This window comes from Mammaliicoccus sp. C-M13 (assembly GCF_022386845.1).
Lineage (GTDB): Bacteria > Bacillota > Bacilli > Staphylococcales > Staphylococcaceae > Mammaliicoccus > Mammaliicoccus lentus.
On record NZ_JAJNHQ010000018.1, the window covers coordinates 1 to 19241 of the forward strand.

Annotated in this window: 19 protein-coding genes; 2 read left to right on the forward strand and 17 right to left on the reverse strand. The window is 31.6% G+C overall.

The features are described 5' to 3' along the window. Positions 1-400 precede the first annotated feature (400 nt). Together gndA and LQ615_RS12160 are read right to left on the reverse strand one after the other, a co-directional pair. Complete coding sequence (gene gndA, locus LQ615_RS12155) at positions 401-1804, reverse strand: NADP-dependent phosphogluconate dehydrogenase (RefSeq protein WP_017000276.1); 1404 nt, start codon at positions 1802-1804, stop codon at positions 401-403. A gap of 120 nt (positions 1805-1924) precedes the next feature. Next, positions 1925-3040 (reverse strand): M20/M25/M40 family metallo-hydrolase, encoded by a 1116-nt coding sequence (locus tag LQ615_RS12160; protein ID WP_239704124.1) that lies wholly within the window; start codon positions 3038-3040, stop codon positions 1925-1927. A 95-nt stretch (positions 3041-3135) separates the two neighbouring features. On the opposite strand from LQ615_RS12160, the gene prli42 reads away from it, so the two are divergent. Beyond that, on the forward strand, positions 3136-3237 hold the full coding sequence (gene prli42, locus LQ615_RS12165; protein ID WP_017000274.1) for a stressosome-associated protein Prli42: 102 nt from the start codon (positions 3136-3138) through the stop codon (positions 3235-3237). Positions 3238-3345: 108 nt separating this feature from the next. Here prli42 and LQ615_RS12170 read toward each other — a convergent pair whose 3' ends face one another. The 9 genes from LQ615_RS12170 to LQ615_RS12210 all read right to left on the reverse strand — a co-directional run bounded on the left by LQ615_RS12170 (position 3346) and on the right by LQ615_RS12210 (position 12811). Continuing rightward, complete coding sequence (locus LQ615_RS12170) at positions 3346-4311, reverse strand: aromatic acid exporter family protein (protein ID WP_017000273.1); 966 nt, start codon at positions 4309-4311, stop codon at positions 3346-3348. Positions 4312-4328: 17 nt separating this feature from the next. Next, a complete protein-coding gene (locus LQ615_RS12175) occupies positions 4329-4766 on the reverse strand; it encodes a BrxA/BrxB family bacilliredoxin (protein WP_017000272.1) in 438 nt (145 codons plus the stop codon). Positions 4767-4840: 74 nt separating this feature from the next. After that, positions 4841-6118 (reverse strand): dihydrolipoamide acetyltransferase family protein, encoded by a 1278-nt coding sequence (locus tag LQ615_RS12180; protein WP_239704125.1) that lies wholly within the window; start codon positions 6116-6118, stop codon positions 4841-4843. A gap of 11 nt (positions 6119-6129) precedes the next feature. Then, on the reverse strand, positions 6130-7113 hold the full coding sequence (locus tag LQ615_RS12185; RefSeq protein WP_017000270.1) for an alpha-ketoacid dehydrogenase subunit beta: 984 nt from the start codon (positions 7111-7113) through the stop codon (positions 6130-6132). Next, a complete protein-coding gene (locus LQ615_RS12190; protein WP_017000269.1) occupies positions 7106-8104 on the reverse strand; it encodes a thiamine pyrophosphate-dependent dehydrogenase E1 component subunit alpha in 999 nt (332 codons plus the stop codon). Before LQ615_RS12190 ends, LQ615_RS12185 begins: the two co-directional genes overlap by 8 nt. 15 nt (positions 8105-8119) lie before the next feature. After that, complete coding sequence (gene lpdA, locus LQ615_RS12195) at positions 8120-9532, reverse strand: dihydrolipoyl dehydrogenase (protein WP_064211253.1); 1413 nt, start codon at positions 9530-9532, stop codon at positions 8120-8122. A gap of 11 nt (positions 9533-9543) precedes the next feature. Beyond that, positions 9544-10605: a butyrate kinase gene (gene buk, locus LQ615_RS12200; protein WP_064211252.1), complete on the reverse strand. Its 1062-nt coding sequence runs from the start codon at positions 10603-10605 to the stop codon at positions 9544-9546. Further along, on the reverse strand, positions 10605-11705 hold the full coding sequence (locus LQ615_RS12205; protein ID WP_017000266.1) for a Glu/Leu/Phe/Val dehydrogenase dimerization domain-containing protein: 1101 nt from the start codon (positions 11703-11705) through the stop codon (positions 10605-10607). The genes buk and LQ615_RS12205 overlap by 1 nt, the downstream gene beginning before the upstream one ends. 215 nt (positions 11706-11920) lie before the next feature. Next, positions 11921-12811 carry a phosphate acyltransferase gene (locus LQ615_RS12210; RefSeq protein ID WP_239704126.1) on the reverse strand — a complete coding sequence of 297 codons (891 nt, stop codon included), beginning with the start codon at positions 12809-12811 and terminating at the stop codon, positions 11921-11923. A gap of 121 nt (positions 12812-12932) precedes the next feature. On the opposite strand from LQ615_RS12210, the gene LQ615_RS12215 reads away from it, so the two are divergent. Continuing rightward, complete coding sequence (locus LQ615_RS12215) at positions 12933-13208, forward strand: DUF2627 domain-containing protein (protein ID WP_017000264.1); 276 nt, start codon at positions 12933-12935, stop codon at positions 13206-13208. 9 nt (positions 13209-13217) lie between these two features. Here the strand turns inward: LQ615_RS12215 and LQ615_RS12220 are convergent, their stop codons facing one another. The 6 genes from LQ615_RS12220 to LQ615_RS12245 all read right to left on the reverse strand — a co-directional run bounded on the left by LQ615_RS12220 (position 13218) and on the right by LQ615_RS12245 (position 19239). Beyond that, a complete protein-coding gene (locus tag LQ615_RS12220) occupies positions 13218-13931 on the reverse strand; it encodes a sporulation initiation factor Spo0A C-terminal domain-containing protein (protein WP_070045399.1) in 714 nt (237 codons plus the stop codon). A 28-nt stretch (positions 13932-13959) separates the two neighbouring features. After that, the gene (recN, locus tag LQ615_RS12225; RefSeq protein ID WP_239704127.1) at positions 13960-15630 is read right to left on the reverse strand and encodes a DNA repair protein RecN; all 1671 of its coding nucleotides are present in this window, start codon (positions 15628-15630) and stop codon (positions 13960-13962) included. A 17-nt stretch (positions 15631-15647) separates the two neighbouring features. After that, positions 15648-16100, reverse strand: coding sequence for a transcriptional regulator AhrC/ArgR (gene ahrC / locus LQ615_RS12230; protein ID WP_017000261.1), 453 nt, complete (start codon positions 16098-16100; stop codon positions 15648-15650). Between the two features lie 146 nt (positions 16101-16246). Beyond that, positions 16247-18118 carry a 1-deoxy-D-xylulose-5-phosphate synthase gene (dxs, locus tag LQ615_RS12235; protein ID WP_017000260.1) on the reverse strand — a complete coding sequence of 624 codons (1872 nt, stop codon included), beginning with the start codon at positions 18116-18118 and terminating at the stop codon, positions 16247-16249. A gap of 43 nt (positions 18119-18161) precedes the next feature. Next, positions 18162-19040, reverse strand: a complete 879-nt coding sequence (locus tag LQ615_RS12240; RefSeq protein ID WP_239705535.1) for a polyprenyl synthetase family protein — start codon at positions 19038-19040, stop codon at positions 18162-18164. After that, positions 19021-19239, reverse strand: a complete 219-nt coding sequence (locus LQ615_RS12245) for an exodeoxyribonuclease VII small subunit (protein WP_017000258.1) — start codon at positions 19237-19239, stop codon at positions 19021-19023. Before LQ615_RS12245 ends, LQ615_RS12240 begins: the two co-directional genes overlap by 20 nt. Positions 19240-19241 lie beyond the last annotated feature (2 nt).

Below are 19241 nucleotides of genomic sequence, written 5' to 3' on the forward strand. Positions count from 1 at the left end.
ACCTCTACAATATTTTCTTAGTCGATTACATTGTACTAAAGTGAGCTATATTTGGCTCTTTTTTTATTACACAATTATATGGACATATTCCGCTTTTATTGGATTTTCTACCTCGTTAATCCAAGTAGACACAACTTTATTGGATTTTCTAACTCATTAATCCAAATAGACACGCTTTTATTGGATTTTCTTTCTCATTAATCCAACTACAGACACCTTTAAGGAACAAGTATGTGTGAGAGACTACAAAATCGAACCATATCATAGACAAGCATGCACGAACAAAATCATAGATTATATAAAAATAACATCTCATTTCTAACTGAATAAATCAGTGAAATGAGATGTTATTTATTTTGAGTTGGGATTTATGTCCTAGTCTCTTGACTATAACTCTTAATTACTTAGTCCATTCTGTATGGAAAATACCTTCTTGATCTTTACGTTCATATGTGTGAGCACCGAAGTAGTCACGTTGTGCTTGGATTAAGTTTGCAGGTAGGTTTTCTGATCTATAACTATCGAAATAGTTAATTGCTGATGAGAAACCAGGTGTAGCAATACCAGCTTTAATAGCTGTAGCTGCAACTTCTCTTAATGAACCTTGGTATTTAGAAACGATATCGTTGAAGTATGGATCTAATAAAAGGTTTGTTAATTCTTTATCATTATCATAAGCTTCTTTAATTTTTTGTAAGAATTGTGCACGGATGATACAGCCTTCTCTCCAAATCATAGCAAGTTCGCCTAATTTTAGGTTCCAATTATTAGTTTCACTAGCTGTCTTCATTTGAGCAAAGCCTTGTGCATAACTACAAATTTTACTCATATAAAGCGCCTGTCTAATTTGTTCTAAGAAAGCTTCTTTATCTCCATCAAATTCTGTAACTTCAGGATTAAATGCTTGGCTTGCTTTCACTCTTTCATCTTTAAATGAAGATATGAATCTAGCAAATACTGATTCTGTGATAATAGTTAATGGGATACCTAATTCTAAAGCATTAATAGATGTCCATTTACCAGTACCTTTTTGACCAGCTTTGTCCATGATTTTTTCTACTAATGGAACACCATCTTCATCCAATTTTTTAAAGATCTCGCCAGTGATTTCGATTAAGTAACTTTCTAATTCACCAACGTTCCAAGATTTGAATGTTTCTGCGATTTCATTATGGTCCATGTGAAGAACACGTTTCATTAAGTCGTAACTTTCAGCAATTAGTTGCATGTCAGCATATTCTATACCGTTATGTACCATTTTCACATAGTGTCCAGCACCATCTGGTCCTACATACGTTACGCAAGGTGCGCCATCTTTTGCTTTAGCAGAAATACTTTCCAATATAGGTGCTACAAGTTTGTAAGCTTCTTCTTGTCCACCTGGCATGATAGATGGTCCAGTTAATGCACCTTCTTCTCCACCAGATACACCTGTACCGATAAAGTTAATGCCACTCTCATCTAGATATTGATTTCTACGAATAGTATCTAAATAGTTAGTGTTACCACCATCGATTAAAATATCACCTTTATCTAATAACGGTAATAAACTATCGATTGTTTTATCAGTTGCTTCACCAGCTTTAACCATTAATAAAATTTTTCTTGGTTTTTCTAATGAATCTACAAATTCTTCTATAGAATAATTCGGATATATATTTTTACCTTTTGACTCTTCAACCATTTGTTCTGTCTTTTCTTTAGAACGGTTAAATACTGATACTGAGTATCCACGTGATTCAATATTCCAAGCTAAGTTTTTACCCATTACAGCTAAACCGACTACACCTATTTGTTGTGTCATGAAATTTACCTCACTTTTTATCGTTTTCATATATATTTTAACATAATTCACAACTGTTTCGCGTCTATGAAAGCTTAATTTTCTTGAAAAACGAAATGAATACGTTTACAATTTATAAAATTACGCTAATTCTGAAATTGCTATAATTTGTTCTGTAATTTTTTGTAATTCTTCAATTGGCATACGCTCATTTTTAGTATGGATATATTCATAACCAACTCCTAAAATAACTGTAGGAATACCGAAACCACTAATTACGTTTCCGTCTGAGCCACCACCTAATTTAACTAATTCTGATGTTCTACCTATTTTTTCAGTTGCTTTTACAGCTAACTTAACAACATCATCTTCTTCACTTAAATTAAAGCTAGGGTACATTATATTGACTTCTACATCAGCGGTACAACCAAATTCTTCAGCAGTTTTTTCGAAAGCTTCTTTCATATGTTCAACTTGTTGTTTCATTTTTTCATCATTTAAAGAACGCGCTTCAGCTAAAATATATACATGGTCACTCACGATATTTGTAGCAGTACCACCTTCAAATCTACCGATGTTAGCTGTAGTTTCTTCATCGATTCTACCTAAACTCATATGACTTATTGCTTTAGCAGCGATATTTATAGCTGAAACACCTTTTTCAGGTTCAAGCCCAGCATGTGCAGTCTTACCTTTAATTGTAGCTTCGATTTTAGCTTGTGTAGGCGCTGCTACAACTGTCGTTCCAACTTTACCAGGAGCATCTATCGCATATCCAAATTTAGCTTTAATATCATCAGGATTTAATGCTTTCGCTCCAACAAGACCTGTTTCTTCCCCTACTGTAATAATGAATTCAATATCTCCATGCTGAATTTCATCTTCTTTCATTACTTCAATTGCTTCTAAAATAGCTGCAAGACCAGCTTTATCATCAGAACCTAAAATTGTTTCACCGTTAGAATAAATATATCCATCATCACGTATTTCTGGTTGAATATTATTACCTGGTGTTACAGTGTCCATATGACTCGTAAAATAAATAGGTGTCTTACTTGTATCTTGTGCGTGTAACGTACAAATTAAATTTCCAGCACCGTATCCCGTTTCATCTTGAGAGTCATCTTCTTTAACATCTACACCTAGTTGAGTGAATTTTTGTTTCAATAAATCTGCAATCTTTCTCTCATTAGAAGATTCAGAGTCGACTTTTACTAATTCTAAAAATGTGTTAATTAAGCGTTCTTCATTGATCATGCTTGTCCCTCGTTTCATTTATTTAATTATCTCACTTTCTAGTGTATAATAGTTGATAAATATATACAAAACTAATGTTCAAAGCGAGGGTAATCATGTTAAACAAAAATGTACGAAAAATTATTATTATTGTAATGTTAGTTGCTATCGTAGCTTCATTAATATTATCGGGCGTATTGCCATTCTTATTATCATAATAAAATAACTTAATAATAATATTTCATAGCAATGGACAAGAAAGTCCTAGAAGCAAAAAGCCGGAGAAAAAATCTTTCTAAAAAGAATTTTCTCCGGCTTTTATTATATTATTTTTTCAAACTTCCGAATTCAGATTTAATATGCAAGTATTCTTCAATTTCATTTAATAATTGGAATACAGAGGCTACACTTTCTAATTCTATATGGTCTTTAGGCAAATCAATCGTTTGTAGTTTAATTCTAATCGCATATAAATCATGTAGTCTCATTAATGAATAATCATTACTTTGAACATGTTGCGATACATCTAAAAGTAATTTGCTGCAGAGTTGATGTGCATGCTGACTATGTTGCATAGATTCTATTAGTTTCTTCATCCGTATAAGTAAGGTTAATTGTTCTTGTCTCATATCAAAATAATGATAATAGGAATTTTCATTTCTTACAAAATGATTTTTTACATCTCTAAAAGCAAGAGATTTTGCTTTCTTAATATTATCTTCAACTTTATCAAAAGAAGGAATATTAAGTTCTTTATTGGGATCTAATAACGCTTGGCTAAAGACAAAAGTTATTAAAATAAAGTCATCTTCAATTTTACGTTTATAATGATTAAGTTTTGTATCTAGACTTGGCATAAACATATTCATAATAAGCGCGATGCCTATACCAATTATCAATAATAATACTTCATTAATAATTAAGTCTAAATCAATTTTAGGTGCTAAAAATAAATGTAATATAATAACACAACTCGTTACAATACCTTCTTGAACACCTATCATGACAGTAATAGGGATGAATAATAATACCATAATCCCAAGAACTACAGGATTAGTACCTAAGAATGTAAAGAATAATGATGCTACTAGAATTGCAATTAAACATGCTATAAATCTGTACATAGCCGCTTCAACTGATTTCACTCTTGTATCTTTAGTACATAACACTACTAAAATAGCGCTTGAAGCATAATTATCAAGTCCTATTAACTTAGAAAGGATGACAGCTAATGTCATCCCTAATGCGGTCTTTAATGTTCTATACCCTATTCTATACGGTCTTATTTGCATGCCTCTATACCAATCCTTTAGATTTCATCACAATGTTCTTCGAATAGAGCTTGAATATTTGTGATAACACTCATAGGGTCATGCCCTTCGATTTCATGTCTTTCTATCATTTTTACAATTTTACCGTCTTTAAGGAAAGCAAATGACGGACTTGAAGGTGGATAACCTTCAAAATAATCTCTTGCTGTTTCTGTTGCTTCTTTATCTTGCCCAGCAAATACTGTAACTAATTGATCTGGTAATTTATCATAATGTAAAGCATGTTGCGCAGCTGGTCTTGCGATTCCACCAGCACAGCCACAAACTGAATTGACCATAACAAATGTTGTACCTGGTTTATTAAAAGTTTCTTCTACTTCTTCTTTTGTTGTTAATTGTTTATATCCTGCTGCTTCAATTTCATTTCTTGCAGAGCTTACAACGTCATTCATATATAAATTGAAATCCATTTCCATAAGAAAAGCCTCCTGTAATAATAGTTATCTTTATTTTACAGGAGATTTCTAGTTAAAACAATGCGTAGGTGTTATTAATATATAGATGTATTTTCAATCGTCATACTTTGTATACGTTCTTTAACAAAGTTTAAAAACTCGCCTGCTAATAAGCCATCTAATATTCTATGATCAATAGATAAAGATAAATTAACCATATCACGAATGCCTATCATGTCATCAATTACTACAGGTCGTTTAACAATAGATTCAATTTGTAATATAGCTGCCTGTGGATGATTGATAATACCCATAGATGATACTGAACCAAATGAACCTGTATTATTAACAGTAAAAGTACCATCTTGCATATCTTGAGATGTTAGTTGATGTTTTCTACCTCTTGTAGCTAAATCATTAATTTCTTTTGCAATTCCTTTAATTGATTTATCATCAGCATTTTTAATAACAGGTACATATAATTTATCTTCACTTGCTACAGCTATAGATATATTAATATCTTTATTAATTTTGATTTCATCTTCATGCCAACTACTATTTAGCATTGGATACTTTTTCAACCCTTCTGCTACTGCTTTTACAAAAAATGCAAAGAAAGTAAGATTGTATCCTTCATTTTGTTTAAACGATGTTTTATGATGTTGTCTTGTTTTTACTAAATCAGTTGCATCAACTTCAACTTGCATCCATGCATGAGGTATTTCATGTACACTTTGTAACATCTTATTTGCAATTGCTCTTCTAACACCATTAACTGGTATTGTATCGCTATTTGAATTTGAACTAGACGCTAAATCTGTACTGTCAGATTGAGTGTTTTGTTTTGTAGAAGCATTTACAATCGGCTCGCTTGTTTCTGTATTCCCTTTATTTTCTATTGCTTTTACAATATCTTTTTTAGTTACTCTTCCCAGATTACCAGTGCCTTCAACATGTTCTAAATTAATCCCGTTTTCACTTGCTAATTTAAATACTACTGGTGAATATTGTCCATTGTTTTTAGGTTTGTTATTAGGTTCATTTACAGACTGGTTCTCATTTTTTTGATGCTCTGATGTGTCTTCGGTAGATTTTTTATTCTCTTGTTTATTATTTGAATCATTTTCTTCCCTAACTTCACCTTCTACTTCCATAGTACATATAACAGTACCTACATCAATCGTTTCTCCCGCTTCTATTTTAATTTCTTTAATTACACCCGCATAAGAAGAAGGAACCTCTGCTGTGACTTTATCTGTAATAACTTCACAAAGTGCGTCATATTCTTCGACATGATCGCCAGGTTTAACTAGCCACTGTTCAATTGTGCCTTCGTGGACGCTCTCCCCGAGTTTCGGCATTTTTACTTCCATTTTTTTACCTCCTAAAATTCAGCTAATGTTCTCATTTTTTGTTCTATCTTTTCTGGATTCATCATAAAGAAATCTTCCATTGGTGGTGAAAATGGCATAGCTGGAACATCAGGCCCTGCTAATCTAGCAATCGGAGCATCTAAATCAAATAAGCAATGCTCTGCTATAATAGCTGATACTTCACTCATAACACTACCTTCAAGGTTGTCTTCTGTAACAAGTAATACTTTACCTGTTTTCTTAGCACAGTTAATTATCGTTTCTTTATCTAATGGATATAAAGTTCGTAAATCTACTACTTCTACATCTATATCTTCAGTAGATAGGATTTCTGCAGCTTGTAATGCATAATTCACGCATAGTCCATAAGTAAACACTGTAATGTCTGAACCTTCACGTTTTACGTCTGCTTTGTCGATTGGTACCGTATAATATTCTTCAGGTACTTCTTCTTTCAATAAGCGATAAGCTTTTTTATGTTCAAAATATAATACAGGGTCATTCTCTTCAATAGACGCTAGTAATAAACCTTTTGCATCATAAGGTGTTGATGGAATAACAACACGTAGACCTGGTGTGGAACAAAAAATACTTTCAATACTTTGCGAATGATATAAAGCGCCATGTATTCCTCCACCAAAAGGACTGCGTATTGTCATCGGACAATCCCAATCATTATTTGAACGGTAACGAATTTTTGCTGCTTCATTAATAATTTGATTTGTAGCAGGCACGATATATTCTGCAAATTGAATTTCTGCAACTGGTCTTTTCCCTAACATTGCTGCACCTATAGAAGCACCTACAATATTTGATTCAGCTAATGGTGAATCTAGAACACGACTTGCACCATATTTATTAAACAGATTTTTTGTTGCTCCGAATACGCCGCCTTTAAGACCAACATCTTCGCCGATAACAAAGACATTATTATCTTTTTCCATAGCTTGATCCATCGCTTGATTAATAGCGTCTAGATAAGATAATTTAGGCATTTGATTCGCCTCCTTGATCATATACATGTGTTAAAGCTTCTTCAGGTCGTGGATAAGGTGCTTTTTCTGCATTTTTTGTCGCCGTATTAATTTCTTGTTTAATTTCTTCTTCTATCTGATTAAACCACTCTTCATCTGCAACTTCATTTTCAATCAAATATTCTTTGAATTTGATATTACAATCATTTTCTTTTTCTTCTTTTAATTCTTCGGCTGGACGATAGTTATCATTATCATCTGAAGAATGTGGTGTTAAACGGCTACAAATTGCTTCAATTAAAGTTGGACCTTCTCCATTTATTGCACGTTCTCTCGCTTTTTTAACAGCTTTATATACTGCTATTGGGTCATTCCCATCTACTTGTTCACCAAAAGCGCCATATCCTTCAGCTCTTTTAGATAAATCATCTGTCGCAAACTGTAATTCAGTTGGAACTGATATAGCATATTTATTATTTTCTATTATGCAAATATAAGGTAGTTTATGTACACCAGCAAAGTTCATCGCTTCATGGAAATCACCTTGACTCGTACTACCTTCACCTAGAGTTGCAAGTGCTATGTTCTTTTTATTATCCATTTTTAAAGATAAGCTTGCTCCAGCTGCGTGTAATACTTGTGTAGTTACACATGAACCCTGAGTTAATATATTTAAGTCTTTCTTGCTGAAATGTGAAGGCATTTGCTTACCACCACTTGAAGTGTCTCCTTCTTTTGCAAAAGCAGCTAGCATCGATTCTTCTGCAGTTATGCCTCTAGCTGTAACTAAAGCTAAATCTCGATAATATGGTGCTAATACATCATCATCTTGTAATGCATAATAAGTACCGATTTGGGTTGCTTCTTGACCTTGGCAACTAATAACAAACGGAAGTTTACCCGCTCTATTCAAAAGCCACATTCTTTCGTCGATTTTTCTACCGAGCAACATCCATTTATATATTTCTTTTAAATCTTCATGTGTTAAACCAACAGTTTTGTAATCTAACATTTCGTCACTCCTTTTTTAGACGTGAATTGCACGGTTTTCTGATTTTAATCCTAATTCCATTAATACTTCTCCAATTGAAGGATGAGCATGTACTGCTGTTGCTAATTCTTCAGTAGAACCATTCATAAAAGTAAATAAAGACACTTCATTAATTAACTCAGTTACTTTAGCACCAACCATATGAATGCCTAACACACGGTCATTTTCCATGTCTTTTATTAATATGCATTCTCCTAATCCATTGTTTTCTATAACAGATTTACCTATGGCTTTAAAAGGTACTTTGAATTTCTTATAATTTATATTTTCATTTTTAGCATCTTGTTCTGTCATACCAATTGAAGCTACTTCAGGATTTGTATAAATACATCTAGGCACCGTTAAGTAATCTAACTGAATTGGATTTTGATCAAACATGTTTTCCACAGATATGGTTCCTTCTTTAGTTGCAACATGAGCTAATTGATAATTACCTATTACATCACCTACTGCATATATATGTTTGTCTTCTGTTTGATATACATTGTTTGTAACGATATAGCCTTTATCATCTGTTTTAATCTTTGTATTTTGAATTCCAATATCTTCAGTATTTGGCTTTCTGCCAACAGCTACTAGTACTTTATCAAACGTTATTTCATCATCTCGTAATTGTACTTTAATATTTTGGTCAGTAATTGATATATTTTCTTCGCTTAATGGTAAATCTTCATAGATTTTAATACCACTTTCTTGAAAATCCTTTTTGATTATTTTACTAATTTCTTGCTGTTCATTTGGAATAATCGAAGCCCCTGCTTCTACTACTGTCACATCTACCCCTAAATCGTTGAGTAAAGATGCAAACTCAAGACCTATAACGCCACCGCCTATAATTAAAATATTATTAGGTAAAGTTTCCATATTCATCATGTCATCACTAGAAATGATTGTTTTATGATTGAACTTTAAGAATGGTAATTCCACAGGTTTAGAACCTGTAGCAATTAAAACATTTTGGTTAACAAGTAATTCAGATTCACCATTTTCTAATTCTACTGACACAGTGCCAGCTTGTGGTGAGAAAAGTGATGGTCCAAGTAATCTTCCATTTCCTTGATATACATCAATTTTATATTTTTTCATTAAACTTTGTACACCTGTGTACATAGCTGTAACGGTTTCATCTTTTTTAGCGACAACATCTTGGATATCAAAATTCGCGGAAGCTTGTTTGATACCATATTGATCTGCATGATTAATATATCTTAATATTTCAGCGGTTTTTAAGTAAGATTTAGTAGGTATACATCCTTTATGTAAACATGTACCACCTAATTTATATTTTTCGACAATTGCGACTTTTTTTCCAAGTTGAGCAGCACGAATAGCAGATACATAACCTGCCGTTCCACCGCCTAGAATAACTAAATCGTATTCTTTAGACATAGTATTACTCCTTATTCATATGACTTGGTACTAATTTTACCTTGTAAAAGGTCCAAAATGCCAACATTTAGGGCTTGCATTTCTTTTTCTCCTTTGTATATCGTAACATTTTGTAGCCAAGATACATATTTTTTTACTTTATTTACTAAATATTCAGAATAACTTAACCCACCAGTTATAATGATTTGATCAACTTCACCTTCTAATGGTACAGCGCAAGCACTGATTGATTTTGCTATTTGGTAAGCCATAGCATCTAATACTAATTTGGCTTCTTTGTTTCCTTCGTTTATCATTCTTACTACTTCTCTACAATCATTTGTCCCAAAATATGAAAGTAAACCAGATGATTTACTGAGTTGATTATTTGCTTCTTCAACAGTGAAGTTGTTTTCTTTCACCCATTTAATTAAAGCATCATTGGGTATTGAGCCGGCTCTTTCAGGACTAAATGGTCCTTCTCCAAGTAACCCGTCATTTACTTCAACGACACGGCCTTTCTTATGTGCCCCTACGCTAATTCCACCACCTAAATGTGCAACGATAACATTTATATCATCGTATACTTTATTATTATCTTCAGCATATTGTTTTGCAACAGATTTTTGGTTTAATGCGTGGAAAATACTTTTTCTTTCTATTCCTTTAATACCTGTTATTCTTGCCTCTGGAATTAATTCATCTACAACAACAGGATCAACTATGTATGCTTTAATTTTGAACTTTTTAGATAATTCATAACCTATCAAACCACTTAAGTTAGATGCATGAAATCCATATTTAAACGTCTTTAAATCTTCTAACATCTTTTCATTTATAAGATAAGTACCACCTTGTATAGGCTTCAACACACCACCTCTACAAGCAATAGCGTCTATTGCTTGTAGAGAAACATTGTGTTGATTCATAGAATTCTTGATACTTTCAAGTCTATATGGAACTTGATCAATTAGTGGAAGATTTGTCACATTCATATCATGTCTTATAACATCTTCGTATAGCATTTCATAATCAGTAAATACTGCTACTTTAGATGAAGTGCTTCCTAAATTAAGTACAAGAATATTTTTCATTAACGTTTACCTCTAGATAAAATAGATTTTTCTGTACTTAAGTAAGTACTTCTTACATTCATCATTTGGTTAATACGTTCTTCAGCTAAAATTTCAGCAGCTCTAGCCGATGTAATTTTATCACGCTTGCTTATTTCAAATACTTTATCCATTTGATCATAAATTTTTTCAATATTAGCAATTGCACGCGCTTCGTTATAGCCATCTAATTCATCAGCAACATTGATAACACCACCGGAATTAGTAACAAAGTCTGGTGCATATACTATACCTTTATTTTCAAGTTGGTCAGCATGTTTATCAATATCTTCTAATTGGTTATTTGCACTACCGCAAACAACTTTAACTTTTAATCTGTTAATTGTGTCGTCATTTAATACTCCACCTAATGCACAAGGTGCAAATACGTCAGCTTCAACATCATAAATTTCATCGATACCTACACTTTTAGCGTTAAAATCATTTACAACTCTGTCTACAGCTTCTTGATTAATATCTGTAACGACTAAATGAGCACCTGCTTCATTTAAATAGCGACAAAGTTCGTAAGCAACATGACCTACACCTTGAACTGCTACAGTTTTACCTTCTAGATCATCTGAACCGAAAGCTTCTTTAACTGCACGTTTCATTGATACAAATACACCTAAAGAAGTTTTCGGACTTGGATTACCACTTGAATGGTGACTTTCTGATAAACCAACAACATAATTTGTTTCTTCAAAAATAGTATCCATATCCATTTCCGTAGTGCCCACATCTTCTGCAGTGATATATCTACCATTTAAGCTTTCTACATATCTACCTAATGCTCTAAATAATGCTTCTGATTTATCTTTTTTCGGATCTCCGATCACAACTGTTTTACCTCCACCAAGGTTTAAACCGGCAGCAGCATTTTTATATGTCATACCTCTTGATAAACGCAGTGCATCGTTTATCGCTTCTTCTTCACTTTCATATGGCCACATTCTACAACCACCTAATGCAGGTCCTAATGTTGTATCATGAATAGCAATGATTGCTTTCAAACCTGAACTTTTATCATGACAAAAAACGATTTGTTCATAGTCATATTTTTCAATTGTTTCGAATAACATAATAATCCCCTTTTCATTCTATATATAATAAACTTCATCTTTAATTTTACATCAAATGTTTTATTTATCAAATAAATTCATGCAAAATGATAGCGCTTACAAAAAGTAAAAATTTTTAGAATATTCTAAATAACTTGGTATCTATAGATTGTAATAACTTTCCAGTTATTCTAAATTAAAGCATAATTAACATTTTATTATTTAAATATACTAAATTATACTAATGTTAATGCACAGCAAATTGAATGAAATTTATCTTTAGATGAATCTGAACGAGAAGTTAATATGACAGGAACTTTAGCACCTACTATTACTGAAGCAACATCAGCATTAGCTAAATACACTAGAGACTTATACAATATATTTCCACTTTCAATTTGTGGAACAATAGCAGCATCAATATTCCCAGAAACATTTGAAGATATTTTTTTTATAATAGAAGCTCGTTTATTAATCGCAGCATCAAAAGCTAATGGGCCTTCAATTTCAACATCTGTTTTTTCTTTTTTAATATAATCTACTATTTCCTTTGCATCAACTGAAGATTGCATTTTAGGGTTAACTGTTTCAATAGCAGATAATACAGCAATTTTAGGTGTATCAATGCCTAATTTCTTTAAATTTGATATTACGTTTTCAGTAATTTCTATTTTTTGATTTACGTCAGGTGCAATATTCATTGCAACATCTGAAATTGCTAACATTTTATGATATGTTGGGATTTTGAAGAAAGATAGGTGACTAATTCTCTGAGTCGTTTTTAAAGAATATTTATCTTTAAGTATTTCTTTTAAAATTTCTGACGACGATACTAATCCTTTCATTATTAAATTTGCAGTGCCTTCATTAACCGCCCTAACGCATTCTGAAATCGTATGTTCATAATCTCTTGTTTGAACAATTTTAATCTTTTCGAATTCCTCATGACTTAAATTAAAAGAACGTATTAATTCGTCTTGTGGTTCTTCATCAAATAAAATAAATTTAGCTCTTGTCTGTTTAATACATTTTATAATCGCTTTAATAATACCTTCATCATTTGATTTGCAAACTGCTATAGTAGCATCTATATTTTGACCTTTATTTATCATTTCATTAAATTGCATATAAACCCCTCCTAATATTAATCATAATCAAATTTCACCGATTATTCCATCTTTTCCTTGTTTACTTTCATTCATCATCTCATATATAATATAAGTTATTAATAAATAGGAGTTTTCAATTATGCAAAAATATATTGCATTAATCATTTTAGTTATTCCGGGAATTTTAGCAGGCTTAGGTATTAAATGGATGCGAGATGCTGTCTTTGGAGAGCTCGTCCCCCAATTACAATTTATATGGCTACAGTTTTTACTAGGTCTTATATTTTTTGTGTTTGGTGTTGTTTTCATCGGTGGATATATATTGCATAGAGAAAAGAAAAATAAACGCGCTCAAGAATACTTTTTAAACAAAGATAATCAAAGGAAACAATCAAAAAAAGCTGACAAATCTTAAATAGATTTATCAGCTTTTTTTAATTTGATCGTCTTTATATAATTGATATAAATGAATAATAAATTCACCATTTGTAGGTCTTACATATGAATTTTCTTGTTTATACCAATATTTTTTTAAATCTTTATCCCACGCTAATTTAATTGCATGTCTAATTGAACGTTCTACATTATTCGATTGTACATTAAAATATTCTGATATACGTGGATACAATTCTTTTGTAAGTTGCATATTATGTGAGTGTTCTAGCATTATTTGTACGCCATATTTGATATATTTATAACCATTAAGATTATAAGAAAAACCTATTTTCTCTAATAATAAATCTATAGCATCTATTTCAGCTATAATAGGTTTATTATTATTAAGAACACGTTGAATTGTATTAAGTAATACATCAAATTCTACCGGTTTGATAAGAAAATAATCTACGCCTAAGGAAACAGATTCCTTTAATAGGTCATCACTGACAAATGCACTCATACAAATTACTTTATACTTTTTATTAGGTTTTATATATTTTTTTAGCAAAGTCATGCCATCAATATGAGGTAAAATTAAGTCTAATAAAAGAACGTCGAAAGTATCTGTATTAAGAATCTCCAGTGCTTCTTTACCATTGTAACCTATATTAACTATTTCAATATCATGTGTTTTCAAATAATGAGACACTTCGCTCACATAAGCTTTCGAATCCTCTATTATCGCTACCTTAATACTCATATTTAACACCCTATCAAATCATACTATTTTAATTTTTATTTTGAATTATCATTTCTTTAGCATGTTGTTTTGTTAATTCTGTCACTTCAACACCCGAAATCATTCTAGCTATTTCATCTATTTTATCGTCTCCGACTAATTGTTTGATAGATGTAATCGTCCGATCGTTTACAGTTTCTTTAGTAATGTATAAATGATTATCACTAATCGCAGCGACTTGTGGTAAATGGGAAATACATATCACTTGTATTGATTGAGATATTTGATACATTTTTTCTGCCATTTTTTGAGCTACACGACCAGAAACACCAGTATCTACTTCATCAAATAAGATTGCTGTCTGACCTTTATTAGATACAAATATGCTTTTTAATGCTAACATTATTCTTGATAATTCACCACCTGAAGCGATTTTATTTAAACTTTTCAGTGGTTCACCTTTATTCGGACTGATTAGAAATTCAATTTCTTCTAAACCATTTTTACCTGGTGATGTTTCAGTAAATGCTATTTCAATATTAGCATCTTGCATATGCAAGTTTTGAACTTCATCAATAAGTCTATCTCTTAACTTCAATGCGATTTTTCGTCTTTTTGTAGATAATAACTTTCCTTTTTCAAGAACTTCTTCATGTAAGCTTTGAATTTCTTCTCTTAGTTGAGTAGTACTTTGTTCGTAATTTTCAATTTTGAAAATTTCATCATCAATTTTGTCACGATACTTAATAAGCTCAGGAATACTTTTACCATATTTCCGATTTAAATCATTTAAAACATTTAATCGAGATTCGTATTCATTTAATAATGATTCATCAAACTCATTATTTGTTAAATCATTATATAATTCATGTTTATAATCTTCTAACGTATAATACATTTGATCTAATTCTTCACTAAAAGCAGTATATTTATCTGGTATTATATCATTAATATTTTGAATTTCTTGATTAAGTTCATAAATTTTATCTGGTATATTTTCTTCACTACTTAAAAATAAATGAGCTTTATTTAAACTTTCGCTAATTTTCTCATGATTTTGTAGCTTTTTAATTTCTTGGTTTAAAAAGTCTAATTCATCTTCTTTTAAATTAGCATCATGTAATTCATCACGTTGAAATTTTATCAAGTCTAATCTTTGTAGTAAAGCCTGGTCTTGAGATTCTAACTTCTCTAACTCTTGCTTTTTAATTCTATAAGATTCATAAACATTAATATAATTATCAATTTCTTTTTGGTATTTACCATCAGCATAATTATCTAAAAGTGTTAAATGATATTTGGGCTTTAATAGAACTTGTGTTTCGTGCTGTCCATGTATATCCAACAATTCTTGCATAACTGTTTTTAATTCAGCTAAAGTTACATTTTGGTTATTTAATTTACAAAGACTCTTACCTGATGCGAATATTTCTCGTTTCACAAATAGAAAATCTTCATCAACGTCAATGTCTAAATTTCGAAGGATTTTATTGACGTTTGGAACATTATCAATGTCAAACACACCTTCAATTGTTGATTTTTGTTCACCATGTCTTACAAAACTTTGTGACGCCCTCGCACCTACTAACTGACCTATAGCATCTATAATAATAGACTTACCTGCACCCGTTTCACCACTTAGTACAGTTAAACCATTTGAAAAATTTATTTCTAAAGATTCAATTATTGCGAATTGTTTGATTGTAAGTGCTTGTAACATAGTTTATTAAATCTCCTTTAAAGCATATTGAAAATTCTATCTGTAATAATTTCTCCAGATTCTTTGTCTTTACAGATAATTAAGCACGTGTCATCACCACAGATTGTGCCTAAAACTTCTTTCCAGTCAATTTGATCTATAATAGCACCGATTGATTGAGCGTTCCCGGGTAATGTTTTTAGTACAAGTAAATTATCTGCACCATCGATTTTCACAAATGAATCCATTAAATATCTACCTAATTTATCAATTGGGTGATATTTTCTATCTCTAGGTAAACTATATATATATTGACCTGATGGAGCTGGGACTTTGATTAATTGCAACTCTTTAATGTCACGAGAAATAGTAGCTTGCGTGATGTTTAAATCGAGCTCGTTTAACCTTCTAACTAATTCTTCTTGTGTTTCTATTTGTTCGTTTGAAATAATTTCTCTTATTTTAATTTGTCGCATTGTTTTATTTGCCATTTATAACACCTCAACTAATGAATATTTATACAATTATAATAGCATAAAATTTGTAAAATGAGTAATGTAAGCGCTATTAAATATTTAAAAGACGCTTTATTATTACTAAAGCGTCCTTTTTATCATAATTATTCATCTGTTTATAATTATTTTTTTATTATTGATTTAGCAACTGATTTTATATTTGCTTTGGAGATACCTATATCTTCTAATAATAAATTAACATCTCCATGTTCTATATATTCATCATTTATACCGATTCTTCGCAGTTTATTTTCATAATCGTTTTCTATAATGAATGTTGCAATTTGTGTACCTAAACCACCAGTTAACATAGATTCCTCTATCGTAATAAACGGTATACCTTTTTCACCTAGTTCATGTAACAACTCTACATCCATCGGCTTAATAAATCTAGCATTTACTACGGTAGCATTTATTCCTTCTTTCAATAATTCATCGGCTACTTCAGTAATTAATTCTAAAGTTGGACCGTAACTTATTAATGTTACATCATTGCCTTCTCGTTCCTTTGTCCAACTTCCTATGGATAATACTTTTATTTCTTCTCTATCTTCTACTGCTGGTGCATTACCTCTAGGATATCTAATCGCCATTGGACCATGTTCGGTTTCAAAGGCAGTTTTAAGCATGTCCTTTGCTTCATTACCGTCTTTAGGCATCATAATCGTGAAATTGGGAAATTGATTTAAAAATCCTATGTCAAAGACGCCTTGGTGTGTTTCTCCATCTGCACCAACTAAACCAGAACGATCAACACCAAATAAAACGCCAAGATTTTGTCTATCAACATCATGTAGTAACTGATCATAAGCTCTTTGCATGAAAGTTGAATATATAGCTACATATGGTTTCATACCTTGAGTCGCTAATCCAGCAGACATTGTTACAGCGTGCTGTTCTGCAATACCTACATCAAAAAATTGTTCAGGTAGTTCTTGCTGAAACTTCGTTAATTTTGAACCAACTGGCATTGCTGGTGTAATAGCTACTACACGTTTATCTTGTTTCGCATAATTAAGTACTTCATTGCTCATTAAAGCACTCCAGGCAGGGCCTTCTGCTTTTCCTTTAATCACTTCACCAGTTTCAAGTTTATATGGTCCTAAACCATGCCAAGTGCCTACTGTATCAATTTCTGCGGGTTTATAACCTTTACCCTTTTTAGTGACAACATGAATCAATACAGGTTTATTTATTTGTTTAGAAGCATTTATTGCTTCGTCTAATTCTTTAAAATTATGACCATCTACTGGACCAATATATTTGATACCTAACTCTTCAAAAAATATACCATCAACGACTAAATATTTTAAACTGTCTTTAATTTTATCAGCTGAGTCCCTCAATTTATCTCCACCTGGTAATCTTGTGATAAAGCTCTCAGCATCAAATTTAAAACGATTATAATTATGATTTGTTCTAATTCGTCCAAACATATTATGCATCGCACCTACATTCGGAGCAATACTCATTTCATTATCATTTAATATAATTGTTAAATCAGTTTTGTCGTGACCGATATGATTTAATGCTTCTAAAGCCATACCACCTGTCAAAGCACCGTCTCCAATAACTGGAACGATGTGATTTGTGTTTCCAAGAATATCGCGTGCTTTTGCCATCCCCATGGCAGCTGATAATGAAGTGGAACTATGTCCTGCTTCCCAAACATCATGTTCAGATTCTTTCATTTTAGGAAAGCCACATAATCCTTTATATTGTCTTAGAGAATCAAACTCGTGTCCTCTTCCAGTCAAAATTTTATGGATATAAGCTTGATGACCAACATCCCAAATAATTTTATCTGTTGGGCTGTTAAAGTGTTTATGTAAACTCAGTGTTAATTCAACAACACCTAAATTCGCCCCGATGTGTCCCCCAGTTATAGAACATGTTTCAATTAAAAATTTTCTGATTTCTGCGCTTAATTCCTCAAGTTCAGAGTTTGATAGTCCTTTTATAAAGGAAGGATTTTTTATTTTTGAAACATCCATTATTTTACCACCTTTAGCCCTATTACCTATAAGTTCGAGATTATTACTTTTCCCTATTTGCAAATAATTTAGTTAACGATTTAAGTTCTTCAGTATTATAATCTTTACCTAATTGCTCAAGTAAATATAACGCTTGGTTAACATGTTGCTCTAGAGCAATTTTTGTATTAGTTGTCCCAAGTATACTTATATATGTACTCTTATTATTTGTTTCATCGCTTCCAACAGCTTTTCCAATTTTATCAAAGTCACCTTCGATATCTAATAAATCATCTTTTATTTGGAAAATTAAACCTAATTCTTGGCTAAATGAATCTAATAATAAAAATGTTTTACTATTTACTTTAGCAATTGTACAAGCTGCAACAACAGAAAAACGTATAAGCGCTCCAGTTTTATATCTGTGAATTTTACGTAGAGTATCTAATGAAATATCTTTATTTTCACTATCCATATCGAGAATTTGGCCACCTACCATACCTTGATGCCCAGCTGCTTCAGATAATAATCTTATTAATTTAACTTTTTCTTCAGAGGCTAACTCTTTATCTTTAGAAATAAGTTCGAATGCCTTCGTTAATAAAGCGTCTCCTGCTAAGATAGCTGTTGCCTCGCCAAATAATTTATGGTTTGTCTTTTTACCACGTCTATAATCGTCGTCATCCATTGCAGGTAGATCATCATGGATTAATGAATACGTATGTATCATTTCTAGAGCTTTGGCAGTTTCCATACCTTTATTTATGTCAGTCTTCAACATAGTTAACGTCATTAATAATAAAACAGGTCTAATTCGTTTACCACCAGCAGAAAGAGAATAGCGCATACTTTCTTCTAATTGAGTCTCAACTATAGGGATAAGTTTGGTGTTATTGAGTGATTCATTAAATTGTTCAACATAATTATTCATTATCTGATTCATTAGAATCACCTTCTTTTTTTACTAGCTTGTTAACTTTATCTTCAGCTTCTTTAAGTTTTGTTTCACATTTACTGCTCAATTCAATGCCACGTTGATAAAGTTCTATAGATTCTTCTAATGAAATATTCTCTTCATCTAATTTACCTACAACTTTTTCAAGTTCTGTCATCATTTCTTCAAATGTCTGTTCTTTAGTCACAA